Raw genomic sequence first — 25,136 nt, forward strand, 5'->3', positions numbered from 1 at the left:
GTCATCGGAACCGGAAGGTCGGGGAGGCGGTCGCGCCATGGGGTGGATCGATACGAAGAGTGGCGGGTACGCCGTCACGCTGGACGGCACGCGGGTGGTGTGCCGCAACGCCGCGGGGCGCACGCTGAAGCAGGTGCCGGCGAAGCTGCGGGACGACGCCGAGGTGGTGCGACTGCGGCAGCTGGCGGAGTGGCTGGAGCGGCACGAGCGGGAGTGCCGCGAGCAGGTGGATGGCTGGCTGGTGCGTTCGCTGCCGGTTCCGGTGCCGCTGCTGGCCCGGGTGTGGCAGGACGCGGCGTGGCAGGGGGTGCTGCGGGACCTGGTGGTGGCGCCGATGGGCGCGGACGGGTCGGCCGAGGTGGAGCGGGCCGGGTTCCTACGGGACGCGGATCCGGATCCGGTGCGTGGACTGGGCATCGTCGACCTGGACGGCGACTCGGTGCGGCTGGGCGCGGAGCAGGGTGTCGAGGCGGTGCTGATACCCCACCCGGTCCTGCTGGAGGACCTGGAGGAGTTGCGGGAGTTCGCGGTCGAGCTCGGGGTCGAGCAGGGTGCCGAGCAGCTGTTCCGCGAGGTGTGGCGGCGGCCGGATGAGATCGCGGATGAGGGCGCGGGCGCGGGCCCGAGGACGTCCTGGGACGCGTACGCGCGGGGGCGCTTCGCGGAGCTGCGGCACGCTACGGCGCGAGCAGCCTCCCTGGGGTATCGGGCGCGCGGTGGGTACGCGGTGTGCCCGCTGGTCGAGGCGGGCCGGCCGCTGGAGGCGGCGTACTGGCTCGGCGACGAGTACCCGGAAGCGGAGACGGAGACCGGCGCGCTGGAGTGGCGCGACCGGGCCGGGCGGCGGCTGCCGCTCGCGGAGGTCGGGCCGGTCGCCTGGTCGGAGGGCGAGCGGATGGCCGCGCTGGTGTACGCGGGGCGTGTGGTGGACGAGGAGGGGGAAGCGCGATGAGCGGGGTGCTGAACGGGGTGTCCGAGGAGGCGTCTGACGGCGTGTCGGCCGCGGCTCCTGACGGGGAGGTGCGGGAAGGGCTCTTGGCCGACCTGTCGGACGCGTTGCTGGACCGGCTGTTGGACGGCTTGCTGGACGCCGGCGCGGTGCTGCCGCTGGCCGGCGGCAGGGGCGGTGAGGGCGACGGCGTTGCCACCGGCGGTGGCGCGATCAGCGGTACTGCGGCCGGCGGTGCCGTCGGCGTTGGCGCGGCGCCGGGTACGGAGGCCGACCGGGGGCCGGCGGCCGCGGACGGGCCCAGCGCGGACGCGGAGCGGGCAGGCGTCGCGGCCCCGGAGGGCGCGGGCGCGGACCGTACGGGGACCGGCCAGGCAGGCGCAGGCGCAGGTGCGGGCCGAGTCGGCGCCGGGGCCGTGGACGTGGATGTGGACGTGCTGACCGCGCGGGCGTACGCGCACCCGGCCCTGGAAGGGCGCACGGTCGTACGGCTGGTACCGCAGGCGATCGGGCCTGCCGAGGATCTGTCGCTGGAGTACCTGGGGTTCACCGGTGAGCAGGACCCCGAGCCGGTGGGGCGCGTGCGGCGGAAGGCGCTCGGCTTCCCGGCCTGGGCGCTGGTGCACGACCCGGACAACGGCCATCACGCCCTGGCGGTCGTCAAGGAGATGGAGCGGCTGTCCCGGCTCGTCGCCACCAAGCCCGGCCTGGGCAAGGAGGGCTTCGAGGGCATCGGGGAACGGCTCGACCGGTCCGTACCGCACTTCCTTCCCACCTACTACGAGCAGGTGGCGCGGCTCTTCCTGGCCGCTGAGTCGCGGTCGTACGCGTCCCTCTTCTTCGGCAAGGCGCGGGCGGCGGAGCAGCGGCACGCGCTCGCCGTGGACGAGGAACGGCTGCGCGAGGTGTTCCTGGAGTTCGCGGGGGCGGGCGCGCTGAGCGGCAAGGCGCTGCGCGAGCACGCCAAGGGCCTCGCGGCCCGGCTGCCCGCGCCGACGGCGTACGAGCAGTTCAGGATGGTGTCGCTGGAGCGGTGCGCGGCGGGTCTCGCGCCGTACGCGGGCATGCTGGAGGACTTGAGGCGCCTGGCGAAGGCGGCGCGGCTCGACGTGGCCGCCGAGGAGCGGTCGCTGCTGGCGGAGATCATCCACACCGGGGCGGTGAGCCGGGCCGCGGCGGGCTTCTGGAAAACGGCGCTTCCCGCGCTGGCGGCGGTCGCGGCCGAGGACCGCGCGGTGCGGGAGCGGCTGCTGAACCTGATGCCGACGGTGAGCGGCGACCACCGGGCGGAGTTCGAGACGTCGTGGCTGGCGCTGCTGGACGACTGCGGCGCGACGGACCTGCTGCTGGACGGGACGGTACCGGCCGCCGGGTGGCTGTCGGCCTGGGCGGCGTACCGTCGGCGCGGGTACGGACGGGCGACGCGCCTGGCGGCCGAGCTTGCCCTGGTGGAACGGCTCGCGGACCGGCTCGTACAGGACGGTGTGCCGGTGCGGCTGATCGGGGGCGGCGGCTGGCGCATGGGCGCCGACCTGGATCTGCTGGACCTGTGCCTGACGCTGGGTGTTCCGGTGGAGCCGCCCGCGGAGAGCACCACCAGCCATCTGGACCTGGCGGGCTGGTTGCGCGACGAGGCGGAGGGGCGCCGGGATCTGGTGGCACTGGCCGCCGACGAACGGTTCACGGGGATGCTGCGGCGTTCCGTGGAGCAGCTGGCCGGTGACGGTGAGGCCCCGGCCCGGCTGCGCCGGGTGGTGGAGCACCCCGCGCTGCGCACCGTGCTGGCGGGCTGGATCGCGGACCGCGCCGACGACCTGTCGCAGGCGTTCGGGTTTCCGGAGCTGCGCGAGCAGTTGGCCCGTCTGTCGAAGTTCTCGACCCCGTCGGTACTGGCCGCGGCGCCCGCCGCGATGGAGCGGATCGCCGCCGTCACGCCGACCGCCGCGCTGGCGCGGACCTTGCGGGCGGGTGTGCTGGACGAGCTGGGCTGGCCCTCCCTGGAGGAGACGCTGCCGAAGCTCGGCAAGGTCCACCCGACGGCGGCGGGGCAGCGGCACGCGTTCCTCGCCGAGCAGTGGTACCGGCTGGCGGACGCCTGGCCCGCGCTGATCGTGCGCAACGGCAACGAGGCGGCCGTGGTGGGCCCGGACGAGGCTGTGGACGTCCGCACGCTGACGCTCCCCGCGGCGAAGACGCGCGGCTGGGACCAGCCCACCGTGCGGTACGTGGACGGCCAGTGGCTGGTGGCGAACGGCCACGGCCCCGACCGGCGCGCCGTGTGGTCCGGGCGGCCCGCCGACGTCTTCGTCCCGGCCGGCCGGCTGGACGACCACTGGCTGACGGCGCACATGGCGTCGCTGCCGCTGCCCGGCGGAGGTCGCTGCTACGGCGGGCGGCCGGTGCACGCCGGTGACACGTCGTTCGCCGAGGAGCGGCGGAAGGTGGCCTCCGACGGTGTCTCGGTGTGGGTGCTGCACGACGACGGCTGGTGGGAGTACGACCCGGCGACCGCGCGGCGCGGCCGTGCTGCGGGCCCCGCGTTCTTCGACGGGGCCCTGGCCGGTGCGGCCGGCGGGGAGCGGTTGCTGGAGGGGTACTGCCGCCTCATGCCCGTGCAGCCCGGCCTGGAGTCGTCGCCGTTCGGCAGCAAGGACGGGCTGCTGGGCTGGTGGGTGCTGTACGACCCGAAGACGCGGACGATGACGGCCTGTTCGGTGGACGGCAGTCGCAGCCCGGCGGTCCCGGCGCTGCCGGGGGCGTACGGGGAGCAAATCGCAGGTGGCGTTCCGCTGCCGCCGCTGCGCCTGCCGGGCGGGGCGGCACTGCATCCGCGCGAGACCCAGCGCTTCGACACCGTCGTCGACCTGTACGACGCGGAGGGCGTGCGGATCGCCCAGGTCCAGTTGTGCGACCGGGGCGGCAGGTACGCGGCCGGTACGCCGCTGGTGCCGCCTCTGGCGTACTGGCACGCGCTGCGGCCGCGCGACGAGCGCGGCTCGGCCCGCCTGCGTGCAGTGACGGACGCGGACGCCGCCGCGCTGCTGGAGGCCGTGGCCGGGGGCGCGGCTCCCGCCGAGGCGGTGGCGCGGGTCCTGCCCGAGCTGACGCACCCGGGGCTGGTCGCCGGTGTCGCGGGGCTCGTGGAGGAGGCGGCCCGGTGCGGCAAGCGGCTGACGGAGCTCGCGGAGAAGGCGGAGCGGGGGCTGCGGACGCCTGTGGAGGCGGAGCCGTCGGTGCGGTTCGCGCAGGACGAGGCGCTGGCCGGGGCGATGGTCGGTCTGGGTCCCGGGGCGAACGCGTATGGCTACTGGGGCCGCGGCCCCGGTACGCACACGGCCGTCGACCAGCTGCGTCAGGTGGCGGCCGTTCTCGGCGCGCCGGCGGACGGAGTGCCGGAGAAGGTGAAGCTGCCCGCGTCGGGGGTGCCGTGGCTGTCGTTCGCGGGGCACGGTCTCGCGGCGCTCGCGGTGCGGGCCGCGTCGCCGGTGACCGAGGAGGCGCACCGGGCCGCGCTGCTGGAGTTCCTGGAGCTGGCGGGTGCCGTGATGGTGGACGGCGAGCCGGTGCTGGTGGACCCGCGTGGGCGACTGCGTCTCGTGAAGCTGAAGGTCGCCCGGCCGGGCGGCACGCAGCGGTTGGGCGAGGTGCACCGGTCGGAGGCGCGGCGCATGGTGCTGTTCGCCATGGTGCGTCAGGACGAACAGCACTGCTTCTACACCGGAGTCGAGTACGACCCGTCGGGCGCGTTCGGGGCGTGGGACGGCTTCGCCCTGGTCGACTCCACGGTGCTCGGAAAGCGGGACGACGCACCGCTGGCCGCATCTGTGCGGCGGACGGTGGAGCTGGTGCGGGAGCGGGGCCCGCTGCCGTACCGGCCGGAGCAGGCGCTCCACTTCGCGGACCGGGTCGGAGTCAGCGCTCCCACAGCGGCGCTGGTGCTGCTCGGGATGCCCGGCGTGGACGACTGGGACCGGCAGAGCCTGCTGCCGGCCGACGTGCTGGCTCCGCTGGGGGCCAAGACCGCGCAGGCGGAGGCGGCCAGGACGGCCCTCAGGACGCTGCCGAACACGGAACGGCAGCGCTATACCGCCCTGTTGCTGCCCGGTGACGCCGATGCCGTCGCCGGACTGTGGGAGTCCGGCGTCGATCTGGAGCCGTTGACCGACGCCTGGGTACGGGCGCGGGGCAGGCGGCGCGTGCTACCGCCCGATCTGGTCGCCCGCGCCGTCACCGAGACCCGGCAGAACGGCATGCTCGACGCCGTACTCAACCCCGAGGCACAGCCGGAGCTGACGGGCCGTACCGAACAGCGCGTCGACCCGGAGCACGGCCGCCTCACCGCCGCCGAGCCGGAGAAACTGCTCACCGGGCACCGCATCACGGCCTACGTGGCGATGCTGCGCTGGCTGGCGTACCGGCTGCCGTTCGGCGACCCGCTGCGCGCGGTGCTGCCCGTCACGCTGCGGATGCTGCGCGAGCGGCTGGCGGATCCGGGGCTGCTGCTGGACCTGGGCGTCGGCTGGGACGCGCAGGGCAACTGCAGCGCGCCGCGGATCCGCGAGGCGTACGGGCTGCCCGCCCAGGGCGGGACTGACCGGCAGGGCCTCGTCGAGCTGGGGGGCGCCCTGGTGCTCACGCCGATGCAGTACAGGCCCGAGTGGGAGGACGTGTGGCTGCGGCCGGCGGCGGTACTGCCGGGCGCGGGTGAACACGGAGGCCCCGACCATCCGGCGCTGACACTGCTGACTGCCGTGTCCAGGCCGTCGGGGCTGTTGGAGGCACTGCGCACACTGCTGAGCGACGGGTTCGAGGCGCTGGTGACGGTCGACTGTCCGGCGGGTGGCGCGGCGGGCGCGCCGCAGCACCCGGTGTACAGCGTGCCCGAACTGGTGGAGCAGGCGGCGGAGCGGTTCGAGCTGTCTCAGGACGCGGCCGCGCTGTACCTCATGCTGCTCGCGCTTCCGGACCCGACGGACCGCAAGCAGGCGGAGTGGACGGGCTGGAAGCCGGCCCGGCTGAAGAAGGCGCGGGCCGAACTGGCCGCCACCGACCTGGCGGTGGAGGCCAAGCGCCCCCGCGCGGGGAGGTCGTTGTTCCTGCCCGGCGGCTGGCTGGAGCGGTCGGCGCCGCAACTCCCGCTGGAGAGCTGGAAGGCGGAGCTGTTCCCGAGGGAGGCGTACGCCTTTTTGGTGCCGGACCGCCCGGTGGCCGAGGTGTACGCGGCGGCGTGGCGCCGGGTGGTCGACGGTGACGCGCCCGGATACGAGGAGTTCGAGAGCCGGGCCCGGGGGCGCGGCACGGGCCGTGGCACGGGCGACGGCCGGGGAGGAAAGCGATGAGCGTGAGCGTGCGGGCCGAGGTGGCCGACGAGGCCCAGGGGGACCAGGGTGTTCGGCGGCAAGTGGAGCTGCCGGAGGACCGGTACGCCGACGAGCTGGCGTTCCTGGCGGCGTACGACGACGGACCTCGGCCGCCCGGGTGGCGGCTCACACCGCGCGCGGTGGTGGTCTTCGTGTGCGGTTCCGGCGGTGAGGAGCTGGAGGCGGGTGACGGCCGACGGCTGGTGGTGTCGCGGAAGTTCGTGGGCGACCGGGCGCTGGTCGAGCGGTGCGTGGTGACACTGGCCGGCGAGCGCGGGCTGCTGCTCGTGGGTGAGCCGGGCACCGCCAAGTCGATGCTGTCGGAGCTGCTGGCCGCCGCCGTGTGCGGCACCAGCACCCTCACCGTGCAGGGCACCGCAGGGACCACGGAGGACCAGCTGCGGTACGGCTGGAACTACGCGATGCTGCTCGCGAAGGGGCCCAGCCGGGAGGCCCTGGTGCCGTCGCCGGTGCTGACGGCGATGGTGCGGGGCGCGGTCGCCCGGGTCGAGGAGGTCACCCGCTGCCTGCCCGAGGTGCAGGACTCGCTGGTGTCGCTTCTGTCGGAGCGGCGCATGTCCGTGCCGGAGCTGGCGGGGACGGGCGAGGCAGGCCGTGAGGGCGAGGACGGGACGGTGCACGCGGCGCCCGGCTTCACCCTGATCGCCACGGCCAATCTGCGCGACCGGGGCGTCTCGGAGATGTCCGCCGCGCTCAAGCGGCGCTTCAACTTCGAGACCGTCGGGCCCATCGACGACCTGGCGGCCGAGACGGAGCTGGTGCGGGCGCAGGCCACGGCGGCGCTGGCGCGCGGCGGGGCTCCGTTCGCGCTGGACGAGGCGGTGTTGGAGGCTCTGGTCACGGCGTTCCGGGACCTGCGCACCGGGCGCAGCGCGGAGGGCTGGGAGGTGGAGCGGCCGTCCACGGTGATGTCGACGGCGGAGGCCGTGCAGGTCGCCACGTCCATGGGGCTCGGCGCGGCGTATCTCGGCAACGGCCGCGATGTGGTGCGTACTCTGCCGGGCCATCTCCTAGGCACGGTCCGCAAGGACGACCCGGCCGACCACGGGCGGCTGCTGGGGTACTGGGACGGGCCGGTGCGGCGCCGCGCGGAGGGCGGGGCCCCGCTGTGGCGAACGCTGTGGGAGCTGCGCGATGAGCTCACCTGACCGGCCCGCGGAGGCGGTGGAGGAGCTGGCGGGGTGCCGTGACCCGTTTCTGATCGGGGTCCGGCACCACTCCCCCGCGCTGGCGGCGGCCGTGCCGGCGATGCTGGCCGATGCGGCACCGGAGGTGCTGTTGGTGGAGCTGCCGGAGGAGTTCGCGCCGTGGCTGGTGTGGCTGTCGGATCCGGCAACGGTGCCGCCGGTGGCGCTGGCCGGTGGAGGTGGTGAGGGTGGGCTGGTGTTCCTGCCGTTCGCGGAGTTCTCGCCGGAGCTGGCCGCGATCCGCTGGGCGCGGGAGGCGGGCGTCGAGGTGGTGCCGTTCGATCTGCCGTTGGGGGCACGGGGCCGGGGCCGCCAGGCTTCGTCACCGGAGTCGGTGCCGGAGTCGGTGACGGAGTGCGTTCCGGGGACGGCGCCGGTACCGGCTCCGGCTTCCGCTTCCTGCGAGCGGGGGGTCGCCGCTGCCCTGCGAGCACGGGTCGGGGGCCGGGCCGGGGACGACCTGTGGGACCGGCTCGTGGAGGCCGCCGCTCCTGGTGCGACGCCCGAGGCGCTGCGGCGTGCGGCGCTGCTGGTGGGCTGGGCGCTGCGGGTCGACCGGGAAGCGGTCGACCCGTACGACCTGCTGAGGGAGGCGCACATGCGGCGCCGGCTGGCCGCGTACGCGGACCGGCGCGCGGCGGCCGTCGTCGGCGCCTTCCACGCGCCCGCGCTGCTGCCGGCGGTGGTGCGGGACGGCGCCGTCGAGGAGACCCGCTCCGGTGAGGTGGCACCAGGCGAGAAGGCTCCCGGTGAGGTGGTCACGTCGCTCGTGCCGTACGCGTACGGGCTCCTGGACGAGCGCTCCGGCTACCCGGCCGGGATCCGTGACCCGGAGTGGCAGCACGGCGTTCATGCCGCCGCGGGCGACCCCGCGCTGCTGGACGAGCTGCTGCTGTCGACAGCGGTACGAATATGTGCCGCCGTACGGGACGCGGGCCACCCGTGCGGCCCCGCCGACGCGCGCGAAGTGGTGCGGCTCGCCAGGGATCTGGCCACGCTGCGGGGGCTGCCGGCCGCCGGGCGCGGCGAGCTCGCGGAGGCCGCGCAGTCCGTGCTGACGCAGGGCCGGCTGTTCGGGCGCGGCCGGGTGGTGGCCGCGGCGATGGAGAAGGTCCTGGTCGGCGACCGGCGCGGGCGGCTCGCGCCCGGTACCCCGCGCTCCGGCCTGGGACCTGCGGTCGAGGCGCTGCTGGGCCGCTTGTCGCTGCCGGTGCCGGACGAGCCCGCCGCGCGGGAGCTGCGGCTGGACGCGTTGCGCGGGGATCTGGACCGGGAGCGGGAGATCTGCCTGCGGCGGCTCGCCGTGTGCGGCGTGCCGTACGGGCAGGAGGCCGAGGTGGCGGGCGTGGGCGGCGCCGACGCGCTCACCACACGGTGGACGGTCGCCTGGTCTCCGTCCACCGCGGCGATGCTCGACGTGGCGGGTGTGCACGGCGTGACCCTGGAGCAGGCTGCCGCCGGGGTGTTGCGGCAGCGGCACGCGGCGCAGGCGCGCGAAGGCGGGCCCACGGCGATCGAGGTCCTGGAGGGTCTGCGGGAGGCGGCGCGCTGCGCGCTCTCCGACCTGGCGGCCGAGCGGCTCGCGGAGGCGGCCGTCGCACTGTCCGCCTCCGGCACGCTGCCGGAACTGCTCGACGGGCTTGCCCTGTTGGACCGCATCCGGTCCGGTCATGTGCCGGGGCTGCCCCAGGGGTGGCAACGGGATGCGGTGGACGCGGCGTACGAGGAGCTCGCCGCGGCCGGGGTCCGCGCACTGGACGGGCTGGCCGGCTCCACGGATCCGGAGGACGCCCGCGCGCTCGTCGCCCTCGCCGCCCAGGCCGACACCGCCTCGGGCGGCGGCCTGCGGCTGGCCGACGCGCTCGCCCGGCTCGACGCCGGAGCGACGCCCCTGATCCAGGGGGCGGCCGGCGCGGCGCGGGTGCTGCTGGGGCAGCGGGACGCCGGGGAGTTCGGGGTGCGGCTGTCCTCGCGGGCGGACAGCGCGACCACGCCCGAGATGCGGGCCGAACTGGCCGGTCTCCTGCGCGGCTCCCTGTTGGCGGCGGGCCCGCTCCTGGAGGCGGGCCGCGCCCTCGACCCGTTGCTCGAGCGGGTGGGGACCTGGCCGGACCGCGACTTCCTGGACCGCCTGCCCGCGCTGCGGGCGGGGTTCGACACGCTGTCGCCCGCGGCCCGTTCACGGCTGCTGGCCGTGGTCGAGGACCGCACCGGTTGCACCTCGCCCGACGCCCTGCCGCGGGAGGTGAGCGACGCAGCCGCGCTCGCACTCCTCGCCCGGGCGGACCTGGCGGGCCGCGAGGCGCTGGCGGCACGGGGCTTCGGCGCGGCCTCCGACGGCACGGCCTCCGACGGCGAGGTCGCTGCCGCCGATGTCGCCTCGGCCGGTGTGGGAGTCTCCGGTGTGGGACCCGTCGGTGTGGGACCGGTGGCGCCCGAGGGTGGGCGCGCGGGTGTGCCCGTGCCGGGTGCGCTCACCCCGGGAGAGCGGTGGCGGCTGCTGCTCGGGCGGGCGCGGGAGTTGACCGGGCCCGCCGGGCGGGTGGCGCGGGCGCTCGACGAACTGTACGGGCGGGGGCGCGGAGAAGGCTCGCGGGGCGAAGAGGCCGCCGGCTACGGGGCCGGGGCCGGCGACGGTGCGCCGTTCCCGGACGTACGTTCCTGGTCGGAGGAGCTGGCCGCACTGTTCGGGCCGGGCGTACGCGAGGAGGTCCTGGCCGCTGCCGCCGACGCCGGGCGGCTGGACGCCGCGCTGGAGCTCGACCCGGCGGCGGCCCGCCCCTCGGTGGAGCTGTTGCGTACGGTCCTGTCGTACGCGGGTGGCCTGTCGGAGCAGCGGCTCGCCCGGTTGCGGCCGCTGGTCGCCCGCCTCGTACGGGAGTTGACGCAGGCGCTCGCCAACCGGCTGCGCCCCGCGCTGGCCGGGCTCGCGCATCCGCGGCCCACGCGCCGCCCCGGCGGCCCGCTCGATCTGCCGCGGACCCTGCGCGCGAACCTCGCGTCAGCACGTCGCGACCCGGTGACGGGCGCGGTGACCGTTCTGCCCGAGCGGCCCGTGTTCCGTACCCGGGCGCGCAGGCAGGCGGACTGGCGGCTGGTGCTCGTCGTGGACGTGTCCGGGTCGATGGAGGCGTCCACCATCTGGTCGGCGCTGACCGCGTCCGTCCTCGCCGGGGTGCCCGCGCTCAGTACGCACTTCGTCGCCTTCTCCACCGAGGTGCTGGATCTGACCGGCCATGTCGACGACCCGCTGAGCCTCCTCCTGGAGGTCAGGGTCGGCGGCGGCACGCGCATCGCGCGGGGCCTGCGGCACGCCCGCGAACTGGTCACGGTGCCGTCGCGCACGCTCGTCGTGCTGGTCAGCGACTTCGAGGAGGGCGGCCCGGTCGGCCCTCTCCTGTCGGAGGTGCGGGCGCTGGTGGACGCGGGCTGCCATGTCCTCGGTTGCGCCTCGCTCGACGACCAGGGGCGTCCGCGGTATTCGGCGGGTGTGGCGGGGCTGCTGGTGGCGGCCGGCATGCCGGTCGCCGCGCTCAGCCCACTGGAACTGGCCCGCTGGGTCGGCGAACGCGTAGGAGGTACGCAGCGGTGACGGCTTTCCCCTCAGGTCTGCCTCCGGTGGCCGCGGAAGTGGTGGCGACCGCGCTCGACCTGCTGCCCGCGCGGCTGCGCAAACGCGTGGACGGCGCGGTGGCGAAGGCCGCCGACTGGCCGGTGGAGGAGACGGCCGACGGTGTGCTGGTCCGCGCCGGTGACGACACGGTGGTGACGCTGACGACGGCGGACGGCGGTGTCGTGGCGTCGGCGGACGGGGCGGTGTGCAGCTGCCTGCTGGCCCCGGCCTGCCTGCACCGCGCGGCGGTCCTGTCCCGCGCGCCGGTCGCGGAGGAGGGGCCCGCCGCGGCGGCGGCCGCGCCGGAAAAGCAGACCGCCCCTGGGCCGGATACGAGCGAGGGCGCGAGCAGGGAGCCAGTTGCGGCGCGTGAGGGCGACGGCGGGCTCACCGCCGTGCAGACAGCGGCCCTGCACGCACTCGGGGACGCCGCGGTGGAGGTGCTCGTCGCGGGCGTGGCCGGGGCGGGTGCCGTGGTGCGGGCCAAGTTGCTGCGGGCGGCGCACTCCGCGCGGCTCGCCGGGCTGCACCGGCCCGCCGCCGTCGCCGTACGTGTCGCACGGCGTCTCGGAGAGGCCCGGTCGGAGGACCCGGCCTTCCGGCTGCCCGAGTTGTCCGCCGACCTGGCCGCGCTCCTCGACTCCGTACAACGGACGGACGCGGCGGCACTGGCCGGCCCTGTCCGGCGCGCGTACCGGTCGGCCCAGCCGCTGCGGCTGTACGGGCTGTTCACCGAGCCGGTCGTGACGGCGTCGGGGTACGCGGGCGCGACGGTGTACGCGGTGACGCCGGACGGTTCCGTCCACACCGTCTCCGACGTGGCGCCCGGTGGCCCGGAACGGGCGGTGCAGGCGTCCGCCACGGCCGTGGTGCCGGGTGGCTCCGCGCTGGCGCTGCGGGAGCTCGGCGACGGCGGCGGGGTCATCCTCACGTCGCCGACCGTCTCGGCGGACGGCCGGATCGGCGGTGGCGGGTCGGTGCGTTCCGTACGGGCGGCGGGGTGCGCCTGGCACGAACCGCCGCTCGACGCGCTCTGGCAGCGTCCGCCGTCCGCCCAACTGGATGCCGCCCTGGATTGGTTGACGCAGCCCGCCGACGAACGCCCGGCAGGCGGCGACCTGCTGTTCCTCACGGGTACGGTCACCGGCGACGGCGGCCGCGCCTGGTTCGCGGTCGACGGCGGGCCGACCGTCACGCTGTACGCGCCGGACGAACGGCCCGAGTTGCCGTACGCCGAGAACCTGCGGCTGCTCGCCGCCTTCCCGGGGCTGCGGCTGCGGCTGATCGCCCGGGCCGCCCCCGAGCCGGCCGGCGGGGTGCGGGCGCTCGCCGCGGCCTGGGCCGGTCACGACGGTGAGCCGCTCCGCGCGGACCTGGGCCTGCGCAGGCTGAACCGCACGGACGTACCCGCCACGCGGGCGGTCGCTGCCGCCGGGCCGCCGGTGCCGGAGGCGTTGCCCGAGACCTTGCCGCTGGAGCTTGGCCTCCTGCGCCGCGCGGTGGACCGTGCGGTGGCGGGTGGCCGCCCCGTCGCGGCGGCCGCGGCCGACGGCGACCTGCCGCGTCGGCTGCACGCGGTGGGTCTCACGACCGGTGCGCGCTGCGCCCGGGACCTCGAGGACGCGGCGGCGGCACGGACCCTGGACGCGCTGGGGCGCCTGCTGCCAGGGGACTCGGGCGCGTACGCGCGGGCGTGGCTGGCCGCGTCCGTCTACGCGTCGGCGGCGTCCCGCTCGCTGCTGTCGGCGGCATGGTTGGGCGCGGTGCCGGGGCCGGGACCGGGGACGACGTCAGGGCCGGGGCCGGCTGATGAAGAGAGCCAGACCCGGAGAAGGCCGGTGGCCGTGAAGCCGTGACGCAGGGCGGCTGCGAGGTCGTCGCCGTGCTCGTACCCGACGACCGGCATGCCCGGCCAGCGGTCGGCGATCGCGGTGAGGCAGCCGGGCCAGGCGTCGGGGCCGAACAGGTTCGAGACGCCGACCACGCCCGTGGCACCGGCGTACGCGGTGGCGGTGGCGGTGCGGCTGACGACGGCGCCCGCGACGATACGGCCGTCCGGCGCGCGGCCGGCGAGGACCGTGGTCGCCGGGTGGGCGAGCAGCGCGGGGCGGAAGAGGCCGATGCCTGCGCCGCCGTTCCAGGCCGTCTCCCAGGCGGCGAGCTCGGCGGCGGTCTCGACCGGTTCCCAGGCGCTGGTGACCGGTCCCGGGAGAGGGAGGGCCGCGGGGCGATGGATCCACTGGGCTTCGAAGAGCACCTCGAAGCCGTGTGGCGTCAGGTCCAGCTCCGCGAAGCTGTCCTTGACCGAGCAGCCGGGTGTGCTGCGGTCGACGGCGTCCAGCATGTCGCGTATCTCGGCATCCGAGGCGCCGGGGGCGAGGGTGACGGCGTCCGGGTAGTACGGCGGAGTGCGCCGCGGATGTGTCCAGGCGCGGCCGCCGAACGTCCCGCCTGCGAGGCCGTGGGCCTGGCACATCGCATCGCACCACTCGGCGTTGTTCCGGGCGGCTGCTTCTCGGCCCAGGTCCACGTCCAGATCCATGTGGCGATAGTGACAGGTGTGGTCCCGCTACCCTGCCCCCTGTCGAACTTTCCGAAACACGGAATATATTTTCCGTTGAATCGGGACTTGGGGGGTACTCATGGCTACGGACCGGGCTCTGCCCCGCCGCGCAGTCGCCGAGCTCGTCGGCAGCGCGGCACTGGTCGCCGTCATCATCGGCTCCGGCCTACAGGCCAGCGCACTCAGCGACGACGTCGGAGTGCGGCTGCTGGCCAACTCGCTGGCGTCGGCGATCGGACTCGGCCTGCTCATCGCGCTGTTCGCACCGGTCTCCGGGGCGCACCTCAACCCCGTCGTCACCCTCTGCGTCTGGTGGACGCGGCGGCGCGACGGGGACGGAATGCTCGGCCGCGAGGTGGCGCTGTACATCGGCGCGCAGCTGGCCGGCGCGGTCGCCGGCGCGCTGCTCGCCGAGGCGATGTTCGGGCGGGCGCCCGGCAGCTGGTCCACCCAGATGCGGTCGGATGGGCACCTGCTGCTCGGCGAGACGGTCGCCACGGCCGGGCTGGTCCTGCTGATCCAGGGCCTGGACCGGATCGGGCGTGCGGGGCTGGCGCCGGTGGCGGTCGCGGCGTACATCGCGGCGGCGATCTGGTTCACGTCGTCCGGGTCGTTCGCCAACCCGGCGGCGACGGTCGGCCGGTCCCTGACCGACTCCTTCACCGGGATCGCCCCGGCCTCGCTCCCGGGCTTCATCGCGGCACAGCTCGTCGGCGGCCTGCTCGGGGCGGGGCTGGCGAGCCTGCTGTACGGGAGGCGACCACCGGGGGCCGGGCCGGCCGCGGGCTGAGCCGGGCGGCGGAGGCCGTCGGGGACCGGACGGGGGCCGGACGGGAAGCCGGTTGTCGGCTGAACCGTCGTCGAGTGAACCGCGTGCGGTCCTTTCGCGTCGGAGAGGGCAGGGCGGGAACACCAAGGGGAGGTTCGTACATGCGTCGCACGCGGCTGTCGCTGCTGCCACGGAGCCGGCGGGGACAGCGGCGGGTGGTACAGGCCGTCATGCTCGGTTGCGTGCTGGCGCTCGCGCCCATGACGTGGATGCACGCCGTCGCCGACAGCCGGCTGCGCACCGCCGACGACGTCCCCTCCCACGACGTCGCCGTCGTCTTCGGCGCGGGCCTGTGGAACGGCCGGCCCACCCCGTACCTGGCCCACCGCCTCGACATGGCCGCGCAGCTCTACCGGGACGGCAAGGTGAAGGTGCTCCTGGTCACCGGGGACAACAGCCGCGTCGAGTACGACGAGCCCGACGCGATGCGCGCGTACCTGAAGGAGCGGGGGGTGCCGGACGGGCGGATCGTCAGCGACTACGCCGGGTTCGACACGTGGGACTCGTGCGTCCGCGCGAAGAAGGTGTTCGGCGTCGACCGGGCCGTCCTGGTGACGCAGGGTTTCCACATCCAGCGGGCCGTGACGCTGTGCCGGGCGGCGGGCGTCGACTCGTACGGGGTCGGCGTCGCCGAGCCGCACGACTCTGTCTGGTACTACGGCGAGGTGAGGGAGCTGGCGGCGGCGGGGAAGGCGGCGGTGGACGCGGTGTTCAGGCCGGATCCGAGGTTCTTGGGGCGGGAGGAGAGCGGCGTGGCGGAGGCGCTGGCGTCTCGTTGACGGTGGCTCTCCCCCACCCCGTCCCCGCCCCCACCCCGTCCCCGTCCTCTCCCCGAACCGGGGCTCCGCCCCACCGCCGCTCACCGGTCGGTTCCCGCCGGATGGAGAGGGACGTACCGGGGGCGTAATGCGGCGGGTGCGCAGGCGTAACACAGGCGTCGCATGCTCAGGGGCATGCTCACCGTCACCACCCCCACGCACTGTCCGTACTGCTCCCTGCAGTGCGGGATGAACCTGCGGCCCACCGGTCAAGGCACCGGAGAGGGCGCCGGACAGAGCGTCGCCGGGCAGAGCACCGGCCAGGGCGTTGAGGTGGTGGAGCGCGCGGACTTCCCCGTGAACCGGGGAGCCCTGTGCGGTAAGGGACGCACCGCGCCCGCGGTGCTCTCCTCCCAGGCCAGGCTGGCCGGGCCACTGGTCCGACGCCCCGCCACAGGCAGGCTCGAGCCGGCCACCTGGGAGGAGGCTCTGCGTACCGTCGCCGACGGGTTGCGCGGCACCAGGGAGAGCCACGGGGCCGACGCCGTCGGGGTCTTCGGGGGCGGCGGGCTCACCAACGAGAAGGCGTACGCGCTCGGCAAGTTCGCCCGCCTCGTCCTCGGGACCTCGCAGATCGACTACAACGGCCGCTTCTGCATGTCGTCCGCCGCCGCGGCGCACCAGCGGGCCTTCGGCCTGGACCGGGGCCTCCCCTTCCCGCTGGAGGACATCCCGCGCACCGGCTGCGTGATCCTCGTCGGGTCGAACCTCGCCGAGACGATGCCGCCCGCCCTGCGCTACCTGACCGAGCTGAAGGAGAACGGCGGCCGCCTCATCGTCGTCGACCCGCGCCGCACCCGTACCGCCGAGCAGGCCGACCTGCACCTGGCGCCGCGCCCCGGCACCGATCTCGCGCTCGCGCTCGGGCTGCTGCACCTGGTCGTGGCCGAGGGCCGCACGGACGAGGACTTCATCCGGGAGCGTACGACCGGCTGGGCCGACGCCCGCGCCGCCGCCATGTCCCACTGGCCGGCGCTCGTGGAGCGCATCACCGGCGTGCCGGTGCCGCAGCTGCGCGAGGCGGTACGGCTGTTCTGCGACCCCGACAACGCGATGGTGCTCACCGCCCGCGGGCCCGAGCAGCAGTCGAAGGGGACCGACACCGTCGGCGCCTGGATCAACCTGTGCCTGGCCACCGGCCGCGCCGGCCGGCCCCTGTCCGGTTACGGCTGCCTGACCGGTCAGGGCAACGGGCAGGGCGGGCGCGAGCACGGCCAGAAGGCCGATCAGCTGCCCGGCTACCGCAAGCTCGACGACCCGGCCGCCCGCGCCCACGTCGCCGGCGTCTGGGGCGTGGACCCCGACAGCCTCCCCGGGCCCGGCCGCAGCGCCTACGAACTCCTCGACGCGCTCGGCACCGACATCAAGGCCCTCCTCCTCATGGGCTCCAACCCCGTCGTGTCCGCGCCACGCGCCGCGCACATCCAGGAGCGGCTCGAGTCCCTCGACTTCCTCGCCGTGGCCGATGTGGTGCTGTCGGAGACCGCCGCGCTCGCCGACGTCGTCCTGCCCGTCACCCAGTGGGCCGAGGAGACCGGCACCCTCACCAACCTCGAAGGCCGTGTCATCCTCCGCCGCCGCGCCATCGACCCCCCGGAGGGCGTACGCAGCGACCTGGAGGTCATGAACGCCCTCGCCGAGCTGCTCGGCTGGGAGAAGGGCTTCCCCACCGACCCCGAAGAGGTCTTCGACGAGCTGCGCCGTGCCTCGGCCGGCGGCCCCGCCGACTACGCGGGCATCAGCTACCGCCGCATCGCCGAGGAGGACGGGGTCTTCTGGCCCTGCCCGGAGCCCGCGCACCCCGGCACGCCGCGCCTCTTCCTGGAGCGGTTCGCCACCCCGGACGGGCGGGCCCGCTTCGTACCGGTCACGCACCGCCCGGCGGGCGAGGAGACGGACGACGAGTATCCGGTGGTGCTGACGACCGGGCGTGTCGTCTCGCAGTACCAGTCCGGCGCCCAGACCCGGCGTGTCGCCGAGCTGAACGCCGCCGCGCCCGGCCCGTTCGTGGAGCTGCACCCCCGGCTGGCGGAGCGGCTCGGCGTCGCCGAGGGCGAGCCGGTGGCGGTCGTGTCGCGGCGCGGGCGAGCCGTGGCCCCTGCCCGCATCACCACCGGCATCCGGCCGGACACGGTCTTCATGCCGTTCCACTGGGCGGGCGAGGGCCGGGCCAACACCCTCACCAACCCCGCCCTCGACCCGACCTCCCGCATGCCGGAGTTCAAGGTGTGCGCGGTACGTCTCGAAGCCGCGGTTCCTCGCGCAGCCGCGGTTCCCCGCGCAGCCGCGGTTCCTCGCGCAGCCGCGGTTCCCCTCCAAGCCGCTCTCGAAGCCGCGGACGGCCCGGTTCCAGCGACCGACGGCTGAGCCAGTCGCCCCCCGCTATCGGCCGGCCGAGCCGCGCCGCCGGCGCCGCGACGTACACCCAGGCCCTGACCATCCGCCCGTCCCGCGTCCGCCGTACGTCGCAGACCTCGCGCTCGTACAGGTTCAGCGGGTGGCCGGGGCCCAGGTACTCCTCCAGCGCGTCCAGTACGGAGAGGAGGGCGGCGTACTCGCCGGGGGCCGCGCTGACCAGCTCCCCCGCCACCTCCTCCAGCTCCCCCGTCACCTCACCGGGCCCCGCGTCCCGCACCAGGTAGGGGTAGCCGGGGCCGTCGTACAGGAGCGCGCCGGGCAGGCGGGCCGGCTCCTCCGCCGCCGTACGGCCGCGGAGGAACAGGTCGTGGTTGTGCTCGCCCGGGCGCAGCGTCCCGTACACGAAGAACGGCAGCTCGGTCACTTCGCCGACGTCTCCTGCCGCAGCCACGCCAGGTAGCCCGTGCTGCCCTGGACCACCGGCATGGCGATGATCTCCGGCGTGTCGTAGTCGTGCGCCGCGACAAGGTGCGCCTCCAGCGCGTCGTAACACGCCTCCGTCGTCTTGAAGAGCACCTGCCACTCCTGGCTGGTCTCGATGGCGTTCTTCCAGTGGTAGACGGAGGTGACCGGGCCGGAGATCTGCGCGCAGGCGGCGAGCCGCGCCTCCACCGCGCCGCGGGCGAGCTCCTCGGCCTTCTCGGCGCTGTCGGTCGTGGTGAGGACGGTCAGGGCCAGGGTCACGTTCGTCTCTCCTCCGCGCGTTGTGCTCCCGCTCACACCGCGGCGGCGAACTGCGCCGCGTACAGCCGAGCGTACGCACCCCCGGCCGCCAGCAGTTCGTCGTGCGTGCCCTGCTCCACGATGCGGCCCGCCTCCATCACCAGGATCACGTCCGCGTCCCGGATGGTGGAGAGCCGGTGCGCGATCACGAACGACGTCCGGCCCGCCCGCAGCGACGCCATCGCGCGCTGGATGAGGAGCTCGGTACGCGTGTCGACGGAGCTGGTGGCCTCGTCGAGGACGAGGATGGACGGCTCGATGAGGAACGCCCGGGCGATGGTGAGGAGCTGCTTCTCGCCGGCGCTGAGGTTCGCGCCCTCCTCGTCGATGACGGTGTCGTAGCCGTCGGGGAGGGTGCGGATGAAGCGGTCCGCGTGGGTGGCCATGGCCGCCTCCACGATCCGCTCGCGCGGCACCTCACCCGGCACGCCGTACGCGATGTTGTCGGCGATCGTGCCGCCGAAGAGCCAGGTGTCCTGGAGCACCATGCCGATGCCGGAGCGCAGTGCGCGGCGGGACATCGTCGACACGTCGACACCGTCGAGGAGGATGCGGCCCGCGGTCGTCTCGTAGAAGCGCATCAGCAGGTTGACGAGCGTGGTCTTGCCGGCGCCGGTGGGGCCGACGATCGCGACGGTCTGGCCGGGCTCGACGGTCAGCGACAGGTCCTCGATGAGGGGCTTGCCCGGCTCGTACCGGAAGGCGACCTTCTCGAAGGCGACCTGCCCGGCCTGCCCGGCCTGCCCGGCCTGCCTGACCTGCCCGGCCTCCCCGGCCTCCCCGGCCTCCCCGGCCTGCCCGTGCTTGAGGGTGGGCGTCGTCAGGGCCGGGGTCCGCGCCCCCGCCTCCTTGTCCTCCTCCTCGTCCTCCTCCTCCGCGTCCAGCAGGTCGAAGACCCGCTCGGCCGACGCCACCCCGGACTGGAGGAGGTTGGCCATGGCCGCGACCTGCGTGATCGGGCCGTTGAACTCGTACGAGTACTGGACGAAGGCCTGTACGTCGCCGATCGACAGCGTCCCGGACGCCACGCGCAGCCCGCCGACGACCGCGATGAGCACGTAGTTGAGGTTGCCGACGAAGGCGGTGGCGGGCTGGATGAGCCCCGACATGAACTGGGCGCGGAAGCTGGACGCGTACAGCTGCTCGCCGAGCTCGTCGAAGGCCTCGACGGCCTGCCGCTTGCGGCCGAAGAGCAGCACCTCCGCGTGGCCGGTGTACATCTCCTCGACGTGGGCGTTGAGCTTGCCGGTGACGGCCCACTGGCGGACGAACTGCGGTTGCGCGCGCTTGCCGATGAGGGTGGCGGCCACCACGGACAGGGGGACGGTCGCGAGCGCGATGAGCGCCAGCAGGGGCGAGATCCAGAACATCATCGCCAGCACGCCGGTGAGGGTGAGCAGGGCGCGGACCATCTGGCTGAAGGCCTGCTGCATGGTCTGGGTGATGTTGTCGATGTCGTTGGTGGCGCGGCTGAGGATCTCCCCGCGCGGCTGCTTGTCGAAGTACGCCAGCGGCAGCCGCGCCAGCTTCTCCTGGGCCAGCTCGCGCAGCCGGTGACCGGTCCGCTGGACGGCCGTCATGGCGAGCCGCATCTGCACCCAGGTGAGGGCGGAGGAGGCGGCGATGACGCCGACGGCGAGGGCGAGGACCTCGCCGACGGCCCGGAAGTCGACACCGGCGGGGGTCGCCGCGCCGCCCACGACCAGGTCGGTGGCGTGGCCCAGGATCTTGGGCGCGGTGACGGCGAGCGCGACGGCGGCGGTGCCGGCGGCGAGGACCCCGAGGACGAGGCGGCGCTCGGGGGCGAACGTGCGCAGCAACCGGAGCCCGGAGCGGCGGAAGTCCAGCGAGCGTTCGAGGGACGGGGTGGCCACCATGCCGGGCCCCCGCTGCACGGCGGGCCCCCGCCGCTCGGGCGCGGCGCGCTGCACGGCAGGCCCCCGCCGCTCGGGCGCCGCACGCTGCACGGGCACTCTCTCGGACCCTGCACCGCGCTCGCGGCCACGGCCGGTGCCTCCGTCCCGCTCCTCCTCCGCGTTCACGCGGCTTCCTCCTCGCTCAGCTGGGAGAGCACGATCTCCCGGTACGTGTGGTTGTCCCGCAGCAGCGCGTCATGCGTGCCGGTGCCGACGACCCGGCCCTCGTCGAGGACGACGATCCGGTCGGCGTCGCGGATCGTCGACACCCGCTGCGCGACGATCACGACCGTCGCGTCCGCCGTCTCCGCCGCCAGCGCGGCCCGCAGGCGCGCGTCCGTGGCGTAGTCCAGCGCCGAGAACGAGTCGTCGAAGAGGTAGACGGCCGGCCGGGCCACCAGCACGCGGGCGATGGCGAGGCGCTGGCGCTGTCCGCCGGAGAGGTTGGTGCCGCCCTGGGAGACCGGGGCGTCCAGCCCCTCCGCCAGTTCCCGTACGAAGTCGGCGGCCTGCGCGACCTCCAGCGCGTGCCACAGCTCCGCGTCCGTCGCGTCCGGATTCCCGTACCGCAGGTTCGTCGCCACGGTCCCCGAGAAGAGGTACGGCTTCTGCGGTACGAGCCCGACCGTGCGCGCCAGCGCCTCGGGCTCCAGGTCGCGGACGTCGACGCCGCCGACGCGGACCTCGCCGCCGGTCGCGTCGAAGAGCCGGGGCACCAGGTTGAGCAGGGTGCTCTTCCCGCTGCCGGTCGAGCCGATGACGGCGGTGGTGCGGCCGGGGCGGGCGACGAGGTCCACGCCGCGCAGCACCGGTTCCTCGGCGCCCGGGTAGCTGAAGTCGGCCGCGCGGATGTCGATGCGAGCGGGGTGGCGCAGCGCGTGGACGGGCGCGGGGGGCGGGGCGACGGACGGGACGGTGGTGAGCACCTCCTGGATGCGTTCGGCGCTGACCTCGGCGCGCGGCAGCTGCATCATCAGGAACAGCGTCATCATCACGGCCATCAGGATCTGCATCAGGTAGCCGAGGAAGGCGATCAGCGAACCGGCCTGCAGCGAGCCGGAGTCGAGCCGCAGCCCGCCGAACCAGATGACGGCGACGGTGGCGGCCTCCCAGACCAGCAGCACCGTCGGGAACATCAGCGCCATGAGCCGCCCGGCGCGCAGTGCGACGTTCATCAGCTCCGCGTTGGCGCCGGCGAAACGGTACTGCTCGTGCCGGTCGCGGACGAAGGCGCGGATGACGCGGATGCCGGTGATCTGCTCGCGCAGCACCCGGTTGACCGTGTCCAGCCGCCCTTGCAGGCTCCGGAACAGCGGCGGCAGGCGGCGGACGATGAGCCCGACGGACCCGCCGAGCAGCGGTACGAAGACGAGCAGGAGCAGCGCGAGCGGTACGTCCTGGCCGACGGCCATCGCGATGCCGCCGAGGCACATCAGCGGCGCGGCGACGAGCAGGGTGAGGGCGAGGACGGTGAACGTCTGCACCTGCGTGACGTCGTTGGTGGTGCGAGTGATCAGGGACGAGGCGCCGAAGCGCCCCATCTCCCGTACGGAGAAGTCCTGTACGCGGCGGAAGACGGCGGACCGCAGGTCGCGGCCGACGCCCATGGCGACGCGGGCGGCGCAGTACACGGCGGCGGCCGCGGCCACGACCTGGAGCAGGGTGACGGCGAGCATGACGCCGCCGGTGGACAGGATGTGGTCGGTCTCGCCGCGCAGGACGCCGTTGTTGACGATGTCGGCGTTGAGGGTGGGCAGGTAGAGGGTGGCGAGGGACTGGATCAGCTGGAGGAGGACGAGCAGCGCGATCGTCCGCCGGTACGGGCGCAGGCGGGCGCCCAGCAGTCGGGTCAGCACCATGGGAGCGCGCGCCTCAGCCCGCGTACGGGCGGACGGACTTGGCGTCGCGCAGGGCGTGCGCCCACCAGGCGAGCTGGTCGAGCATCGTCTTGGCGGCGGCGTCCGGGCCGGTGGGGTCCTTGTGCCGGCCGGTCTCGTCGAAGTGGCCGCGGGCGTTGTGGAAGGAGACGGTGTCGCGGACGGTGACGGCGTGCATCTCGGCGAAGACCTGGCGCAGTTGCTCCACCGCCCGCAGGCCGCCGGACATCCCGCCGTAGGAGACGAAGCCGACCGGCTTGGCCTGCCACTCGCTGAAGTGCCAGTCGATGAGGCTCTTGAGGGCGGCGGGGAAGGAGTGGTTGTACTCGGGGGTGAGGACGACGAACGCGTCGGCGTCGGCGAGCTTCGGGCTGACCTCGGCGAGTGCGGCGCGGGCGGCGGGGCCGGGGGTGGAGGAGAGGGCGGTGGGCAGGTCGATGACGGCGAGGTCGACGACGTCGACGGCGAAGTCGTCGCGCTCGGCGGTCCGGGAGAGGAACCAGTCGGCGATGACGGGGCCGAAGCGGCCCTCGCGGTTGCTGGCGACGATGAGGGCGAGCTTCAGCGGCGTGGCGTGGTTCGGCGTGGCGTGAATCTGCGGCGTGGCGTTGTTGATGTCCATGCCGAGGAGCCTCGTACCTCAACCAAACTTGAGGTCAAGCCCCTCTTTCGCCGGGCGGGGGTCACCCGTTCGGTGCGTCCGGCACGGAGCAGGGCACCTGAACCCCACGCCCCGCCGTGACCTGCGGAAACACTCGTACGCGGGTGGCGTGGCGACACGCATGTGACGGTGCATCGGCATGCGGGCGCGGAGGGCGCGGCCTACCCATGGGACAAGGACACACCGCCCCTCGCGCCCGGAGGACCCCTCATGCGCACCACCACCCGCCTGCTGTCCGGTACCGCGTTGGCGGTCGCCTCGCTCGGCGGCATCGCCGTGGCCTCGCCGACCGCGTACGCCGGGGACCTCGGACAGCTGGAGGTCTACCCGTCGACCGCCGCCCCCGGCCAGACCGTCACGGTCAACACCACCGCCTGCGGCAAGAACGGCAAGGGCGTCGGTGACGCGGGCACCCTGGGCGCCGGCGAGTTCAAACTGGCGCCCGGCACCCACAAAGAGGTGGTGATCGGGCAGTTCAAGGTGCCCGCACACGCCAAGCCGGGGACGTACACCATCAGCGTGGCCTGCGAGAACGGCAAGACGGCCACCGGCGATCTGGGCGTCACGCACGCCGGCGGAGGCAGCGGCACGGGCGGCACCGACACCGGCGGGACCGGAACCGGCACCGGCACCGGAACCGGCACCGACACCGGCGGGACCGGGACCGGAACCGGCACCGACACCGGCGGCAAGGAGACCGGTGCCGGCCACGTTCCGAGCGGACACGTCAAGACCGGTGTCGGGGGCAGCGTCGGCCCCGACACCGTCCAGATCGCGGCGGGTGCGGCCGTCCTGGCCGCGACCGCCGTCGGCGGGATCTGGCTCCTGCGCCGCCGGGCGAGCGGCGCGCAGGGCCACTGACCCGCCGCTCCGCTCCCCGCCCCCGCCGCGCGCGCCCCGAGGCCGTGGCGCGGGCGGGGAGCACCACCGGTACCCCAGGGAAGCCACGATGAGCACAGGCGCCAGCAGCGACTGGAGCGGCAGCGGCAACGCCGGCAGCACCCACAGCGAGAGCCGCAGCGGAAAGGGATGGGGCCTGGCGGTCGCCGCCTTCATCGGCGTGTGGCTCATTCAGAACGGCTCCGCCGACATCACGCCGCCCGCGCCCTCGGCCGCCGAGGCTTTCGCCGTCGGCCCGCACTTCCAGCGGACCGAGGCCGTCGCCGACCCCCTGCCACCCTCCGCGCCGGTCCGCGTCCGCATCCCCGAGATCGACGTCGACGCGCCCGTCATGCGCCTCGGCCTCGCCCCCGACCGCAGCCTGGAGGTCCCACCCGTCGGCGACCCGAACATCGCCGGCTGGTTCCAGCACGGCACGCCGCCCGGCGCCAAGGGCACCGCGATCATCGCCGGTCATGTCGACAACGCCGACGGCCCCGCCGTCTTCTACGCCCTCGGCGCGCTCAGAAAGGGCCACAGCGTCGAGGTCACCCGCCTCGACGGCCGCACCGCCGTCTTCACGATCGACGCGGTCGAGGTGTACGACAACGACGACTTCCCCGACCACAAGGTCTACGGCGCCGCCGACCGCGCCGAACTCCGCCTGATCACCTGCGGAGGCGGGTTCGACGCGAAGACCGGTTACCAGGGCAACGTGGTCGCGTACGCGCACCTCACCGGTCGTAGGTGAGGAAGAAGGCGCCGTTCTCCAGTGCGGTGTGGTCGGTGAGCCGCCAGCCGCGCGGGTCGAAGGCGGCGTCACGGGAGAAGAGGGGGATGCCGTTGCCGATGGTGAGGGGACTGAGCTTGACGATCAGCCGGTCGATCTCGGAGGAGAGGGCACCCGCCAACTGCGCTCCGCCGACGAGCCAGATGTCCTTGCCGTCCTCCCGCTTCAGCTCGCGGACCTTCGCCGCCGGATCGCCGGCGACGAGTTCCACGGCCGGGGCGGGCACCTCGGTGAGGGTGGTGGAGAAGACGAGGTGACGCAGGTGCGGGTAGGCGTCCGGAACGCCGGCCGCCAGGCCGATCTCGTAACTCTTGCGGCCCTCGAGGACGGTGTCGAAGTGCGTGCCCTCGGCCGTGACGCCCAGCGCCTCCCGGGCCCCGGCGGGCAGGGTCTCGGGGTAGGTGGCGACCATGTGCTGGATGTAGTCCGGCGTGATCGGCCAGAAGCCGTCGGGGCCCGTGGGGTCCGCGCCGTCCGGGCCGGCGATGAAGCCGTCGAGGGTGGAGGCGATGGAGTAGACGAGCTTGCGCAT

General features: G+C 74.7%; 15 protein-coding genes and 1 pseudogene. 9 read left to right on the forward strand and 7 right to left on the reverse strand.

Annotated features, from left to right (window positions below; translation table 11 throughout):
* The first annotated feature begins 37 nt into the window (after positions 1 to 37).
* From ABZX67_RS07335 to ABZX67_RS07350, 4 genes are read left to right on the forward strand one after another with little or no spacing between them, the layout of a single operon-like run.
* A complete protein-coding gene (locus ABZX67_RS07335) occupies positions 38 to 952 on the forward strand; it encodes a DUF4132 domain-containing protein (RefSeq protein ID WP_355355802.1) in 915 nt (304 codons plus the stop codon).
* Positions 949 to 6,288: a hypothetical protein gene (locus ABZX67_RS07340; RefSeq protein ID WP_355355804.1), complete on the forward strand. Its 5,340-nt coding sequence runs from the start codon at positions 949 to 951 to the stop codon at positions 6,286 to 6,288. The genes ABZX67_RS07335 and ABZX67_RS07340 overlap by 4 nt, the downstream gene beginning before the upstream one ends.
* Complete coding sequence (locus ABZX67_RS07345) at positions 6,285 to 7,478, forward strand: AAA family ATPase (protein WP_355355806.1); 1,194 nt, start codon at positions 6,285 to 6,287, stop codon at positions 7,476 to 7,478. The genes ABZX67_RS07340 and ABZX67_RS07345 overlap by 4 nt, the downstream gene beginning before the upstream one ends.
* Complete coding sequence (locus ABZX67_RS07350) at positions 7,465 to 11,109, forward strand: DUF5682 family protein (RefSeq protein WP_355355808.1); 3,645 nt, start codon at positions 7,465 to 7,467, stop codon at positions 11,107 to 11,109. Before ABZX67_RS07345 ends, ABZX67_RS07350 begins: the two co-directional genes overlap by 14 nt.
* A 1,732-nt stretch (positions 11,110 to 12,841) precedes the next feature.
* Here ABZX67_RS07350 and ABZX67_RS07355 read toward each other — a convergent pair.
* Positions 12,842 to 13,672: a hypothetical protein gene (locus tag ABZX67_RS07355; RefSeq protein ID WP_355355810.1), complete on the reverse strand. Its 831-nt coding sequence runs from the start codon at positions 13,670 to 13,672 to the stop codon at positions 12,842 to 12,844.
* Positions 13,673 to 13,772: 100 nt separating this feature from the next.
* Between ABZX67_RS07355 and ABZX67_RS07360 the strand changes: the two genes are divergently transcribed.
* The 3 genes from ABZX67_RS07360 to ABZX67_RS07370 all read left to right on the forward strand — a co-directional run bounded on the left by ABZX67_RS07360 (position 13,773) and on the right by ABZX67_RS07370 (position 17,707).
* Positions 13,773 to 14,483, forward strand: coding sequence for an aquaporin (locus ABZX67_RS07360; protein ID WP_355355812.1), 711 nt, complete (start codon positions 13,773 to 13,775; stop codon positions 14,481 to 14,483).
* A 140-nt stretch (positions 14,484 to 14,623) separates the two neighbouring features.
* Positions 14,624 to 15,301, forward strand: coding sequence for an ElyC/SanA/YdcF family protein (locus ABZX67_RS07365; protein WP_355355814.1), 678 nt, complete (start codon positions 14,624 to 14,626; stop codon positions 15,299 to 15,301).
* Positions 15,302 to 15,475: 174 nt separating this feature from the next.
* Entirely contained in the window at positions 15,476 to 17,707 is a 2,232-nt protein-coding gene (locus ABZX67_RS07370) for a molybdopterin oxidoreductase family protein (RefSeq protein WP_355355816.1), read from the forward strand.
* A gap of 10 nt (positions 17,708 to 17,717) precedes the next feature.
* Here ABZX67_RS07370 and ABZX67_RS07375 read toward each other — a convergent pair.
* From ABZX67_RS07375 to ABZX67_RS07395, 5 genes and pseudogenes are all read right to left on the reverse strand, one after another.
* Positions 17,718 to 18,149, reverse strand: a pseudogene (locus tag ABZX67_RS07375) (gamma-glutamylcyclotransferase family protein); the annotation flags it as partial.
* The gene (gene cutA / locus ABZX67_RS07380) at positions 18,119 to 18,442 is read right to left on the reverse strand and encodes a divalent-cation tolerance protein CutA (RefSeq protein WP_355355818.1); all 324 of its coding nucleotides are present in this window, start codon (positions 18,440 to 18,442) and stop codon (positions 18,119 to 18,121) included. The gene cutA and the pseudogene ABZX67_RS07375, both read right to left, overlap by 31 nt.
* A 32-nt stretch (positions 18,443 to 18,474) precedes the next feature.
* Positions 18,475 to 20,358: an ABC transporter ATP-binding protein gene (locus tag ABZX67_RS07385; RefSeq protein ID WP_355356005.1), complete on the reverse strand. Its 1,884-nt coding sequence runs from the start codon at positions 20,356 to 20,358 to the stop codon at positions 18,475 to 18,477.
* A 161-nt stretch (positions 20,359 to 20,519) separates the two neighbouring features.
* Positions 20,520 to 22,253, reverse strand: coding sequence for an ABC transporter ATP-binding protein (locus ABZX67_RS07390; protein WP_355356007.1), 1,734 nt, complete (start codon positions 22,251 to 22,253; stop codon positions 20,520 to 20,522).
* Between the two features lie 16 nt (positions 22,254 to 22,269).
* Positions 22,270 to 22,896, reverse strand: a complete 627-nt coding sequence (locus ABZX67_RS07395) for an NAD(P)H-dependent oxidoreductase (protein WP_355355820.1) — start codon at positions 22,894 to 22,896, stop codon at positions 22,270 to 22,272.
* A gap of 249 nt (positions 22,897 to 23,145) precedes the next feature.
* Between ABZX67_RS07395 and ABZX67_RS07400 the strand changes: the two genes are divergently transcribed.
* Positions 23,146 to 23,796: a hypothetical protein gene (locus ABZX67_RS07400; protein WP_355355822.1), complete on the forward strand. Its 651-nt coding sequence runs from the start codon at positions 23,146 to 23,148 to the stop codon at positions 23,794 to 23,796.
* 88 nt (positions 23,797 to 23,884) lie between these two features.
* On the forward strand, positions 23,885 to 24,565 hold the full coding sequence (locus ABZX67_RS07405; protein ID WP_355355824.1) for a class F sortase: 681 nt from the start codon (positions 23,885 to 23,887) through the stop codon (positions 24,563 to 24,565).
* Here ABZX67_RS07405 and ABZX67_RS07410 read toward each other — a convergent pair.
* On the reverse strand, positions 24,549 to 25,136 hold the full coding sequence (locus ABZX67_RS07410) for a dihydrofolate reductase family protein (protein ID WP_355355826.1): 588 nt from the start codon (positions 25,134 to 25,136) through the stop codon (positions 24,549 to 24,551). The two genes, ABZX67_RS07405 and ABZX67_RS07410, sit on opposite strands and share 17 nt — an antisense overlap.

The sequence above is a fragment of the Streptomyces sp. NPDC003036 genome (genome assembly GCF_040611175.1).
Taxonomy (GTDB): domain Bacteria; phylum Actinomycetota; class Actinomycetes; order Streptomycetales; family Streptomycetaceae; genus Streptomyces.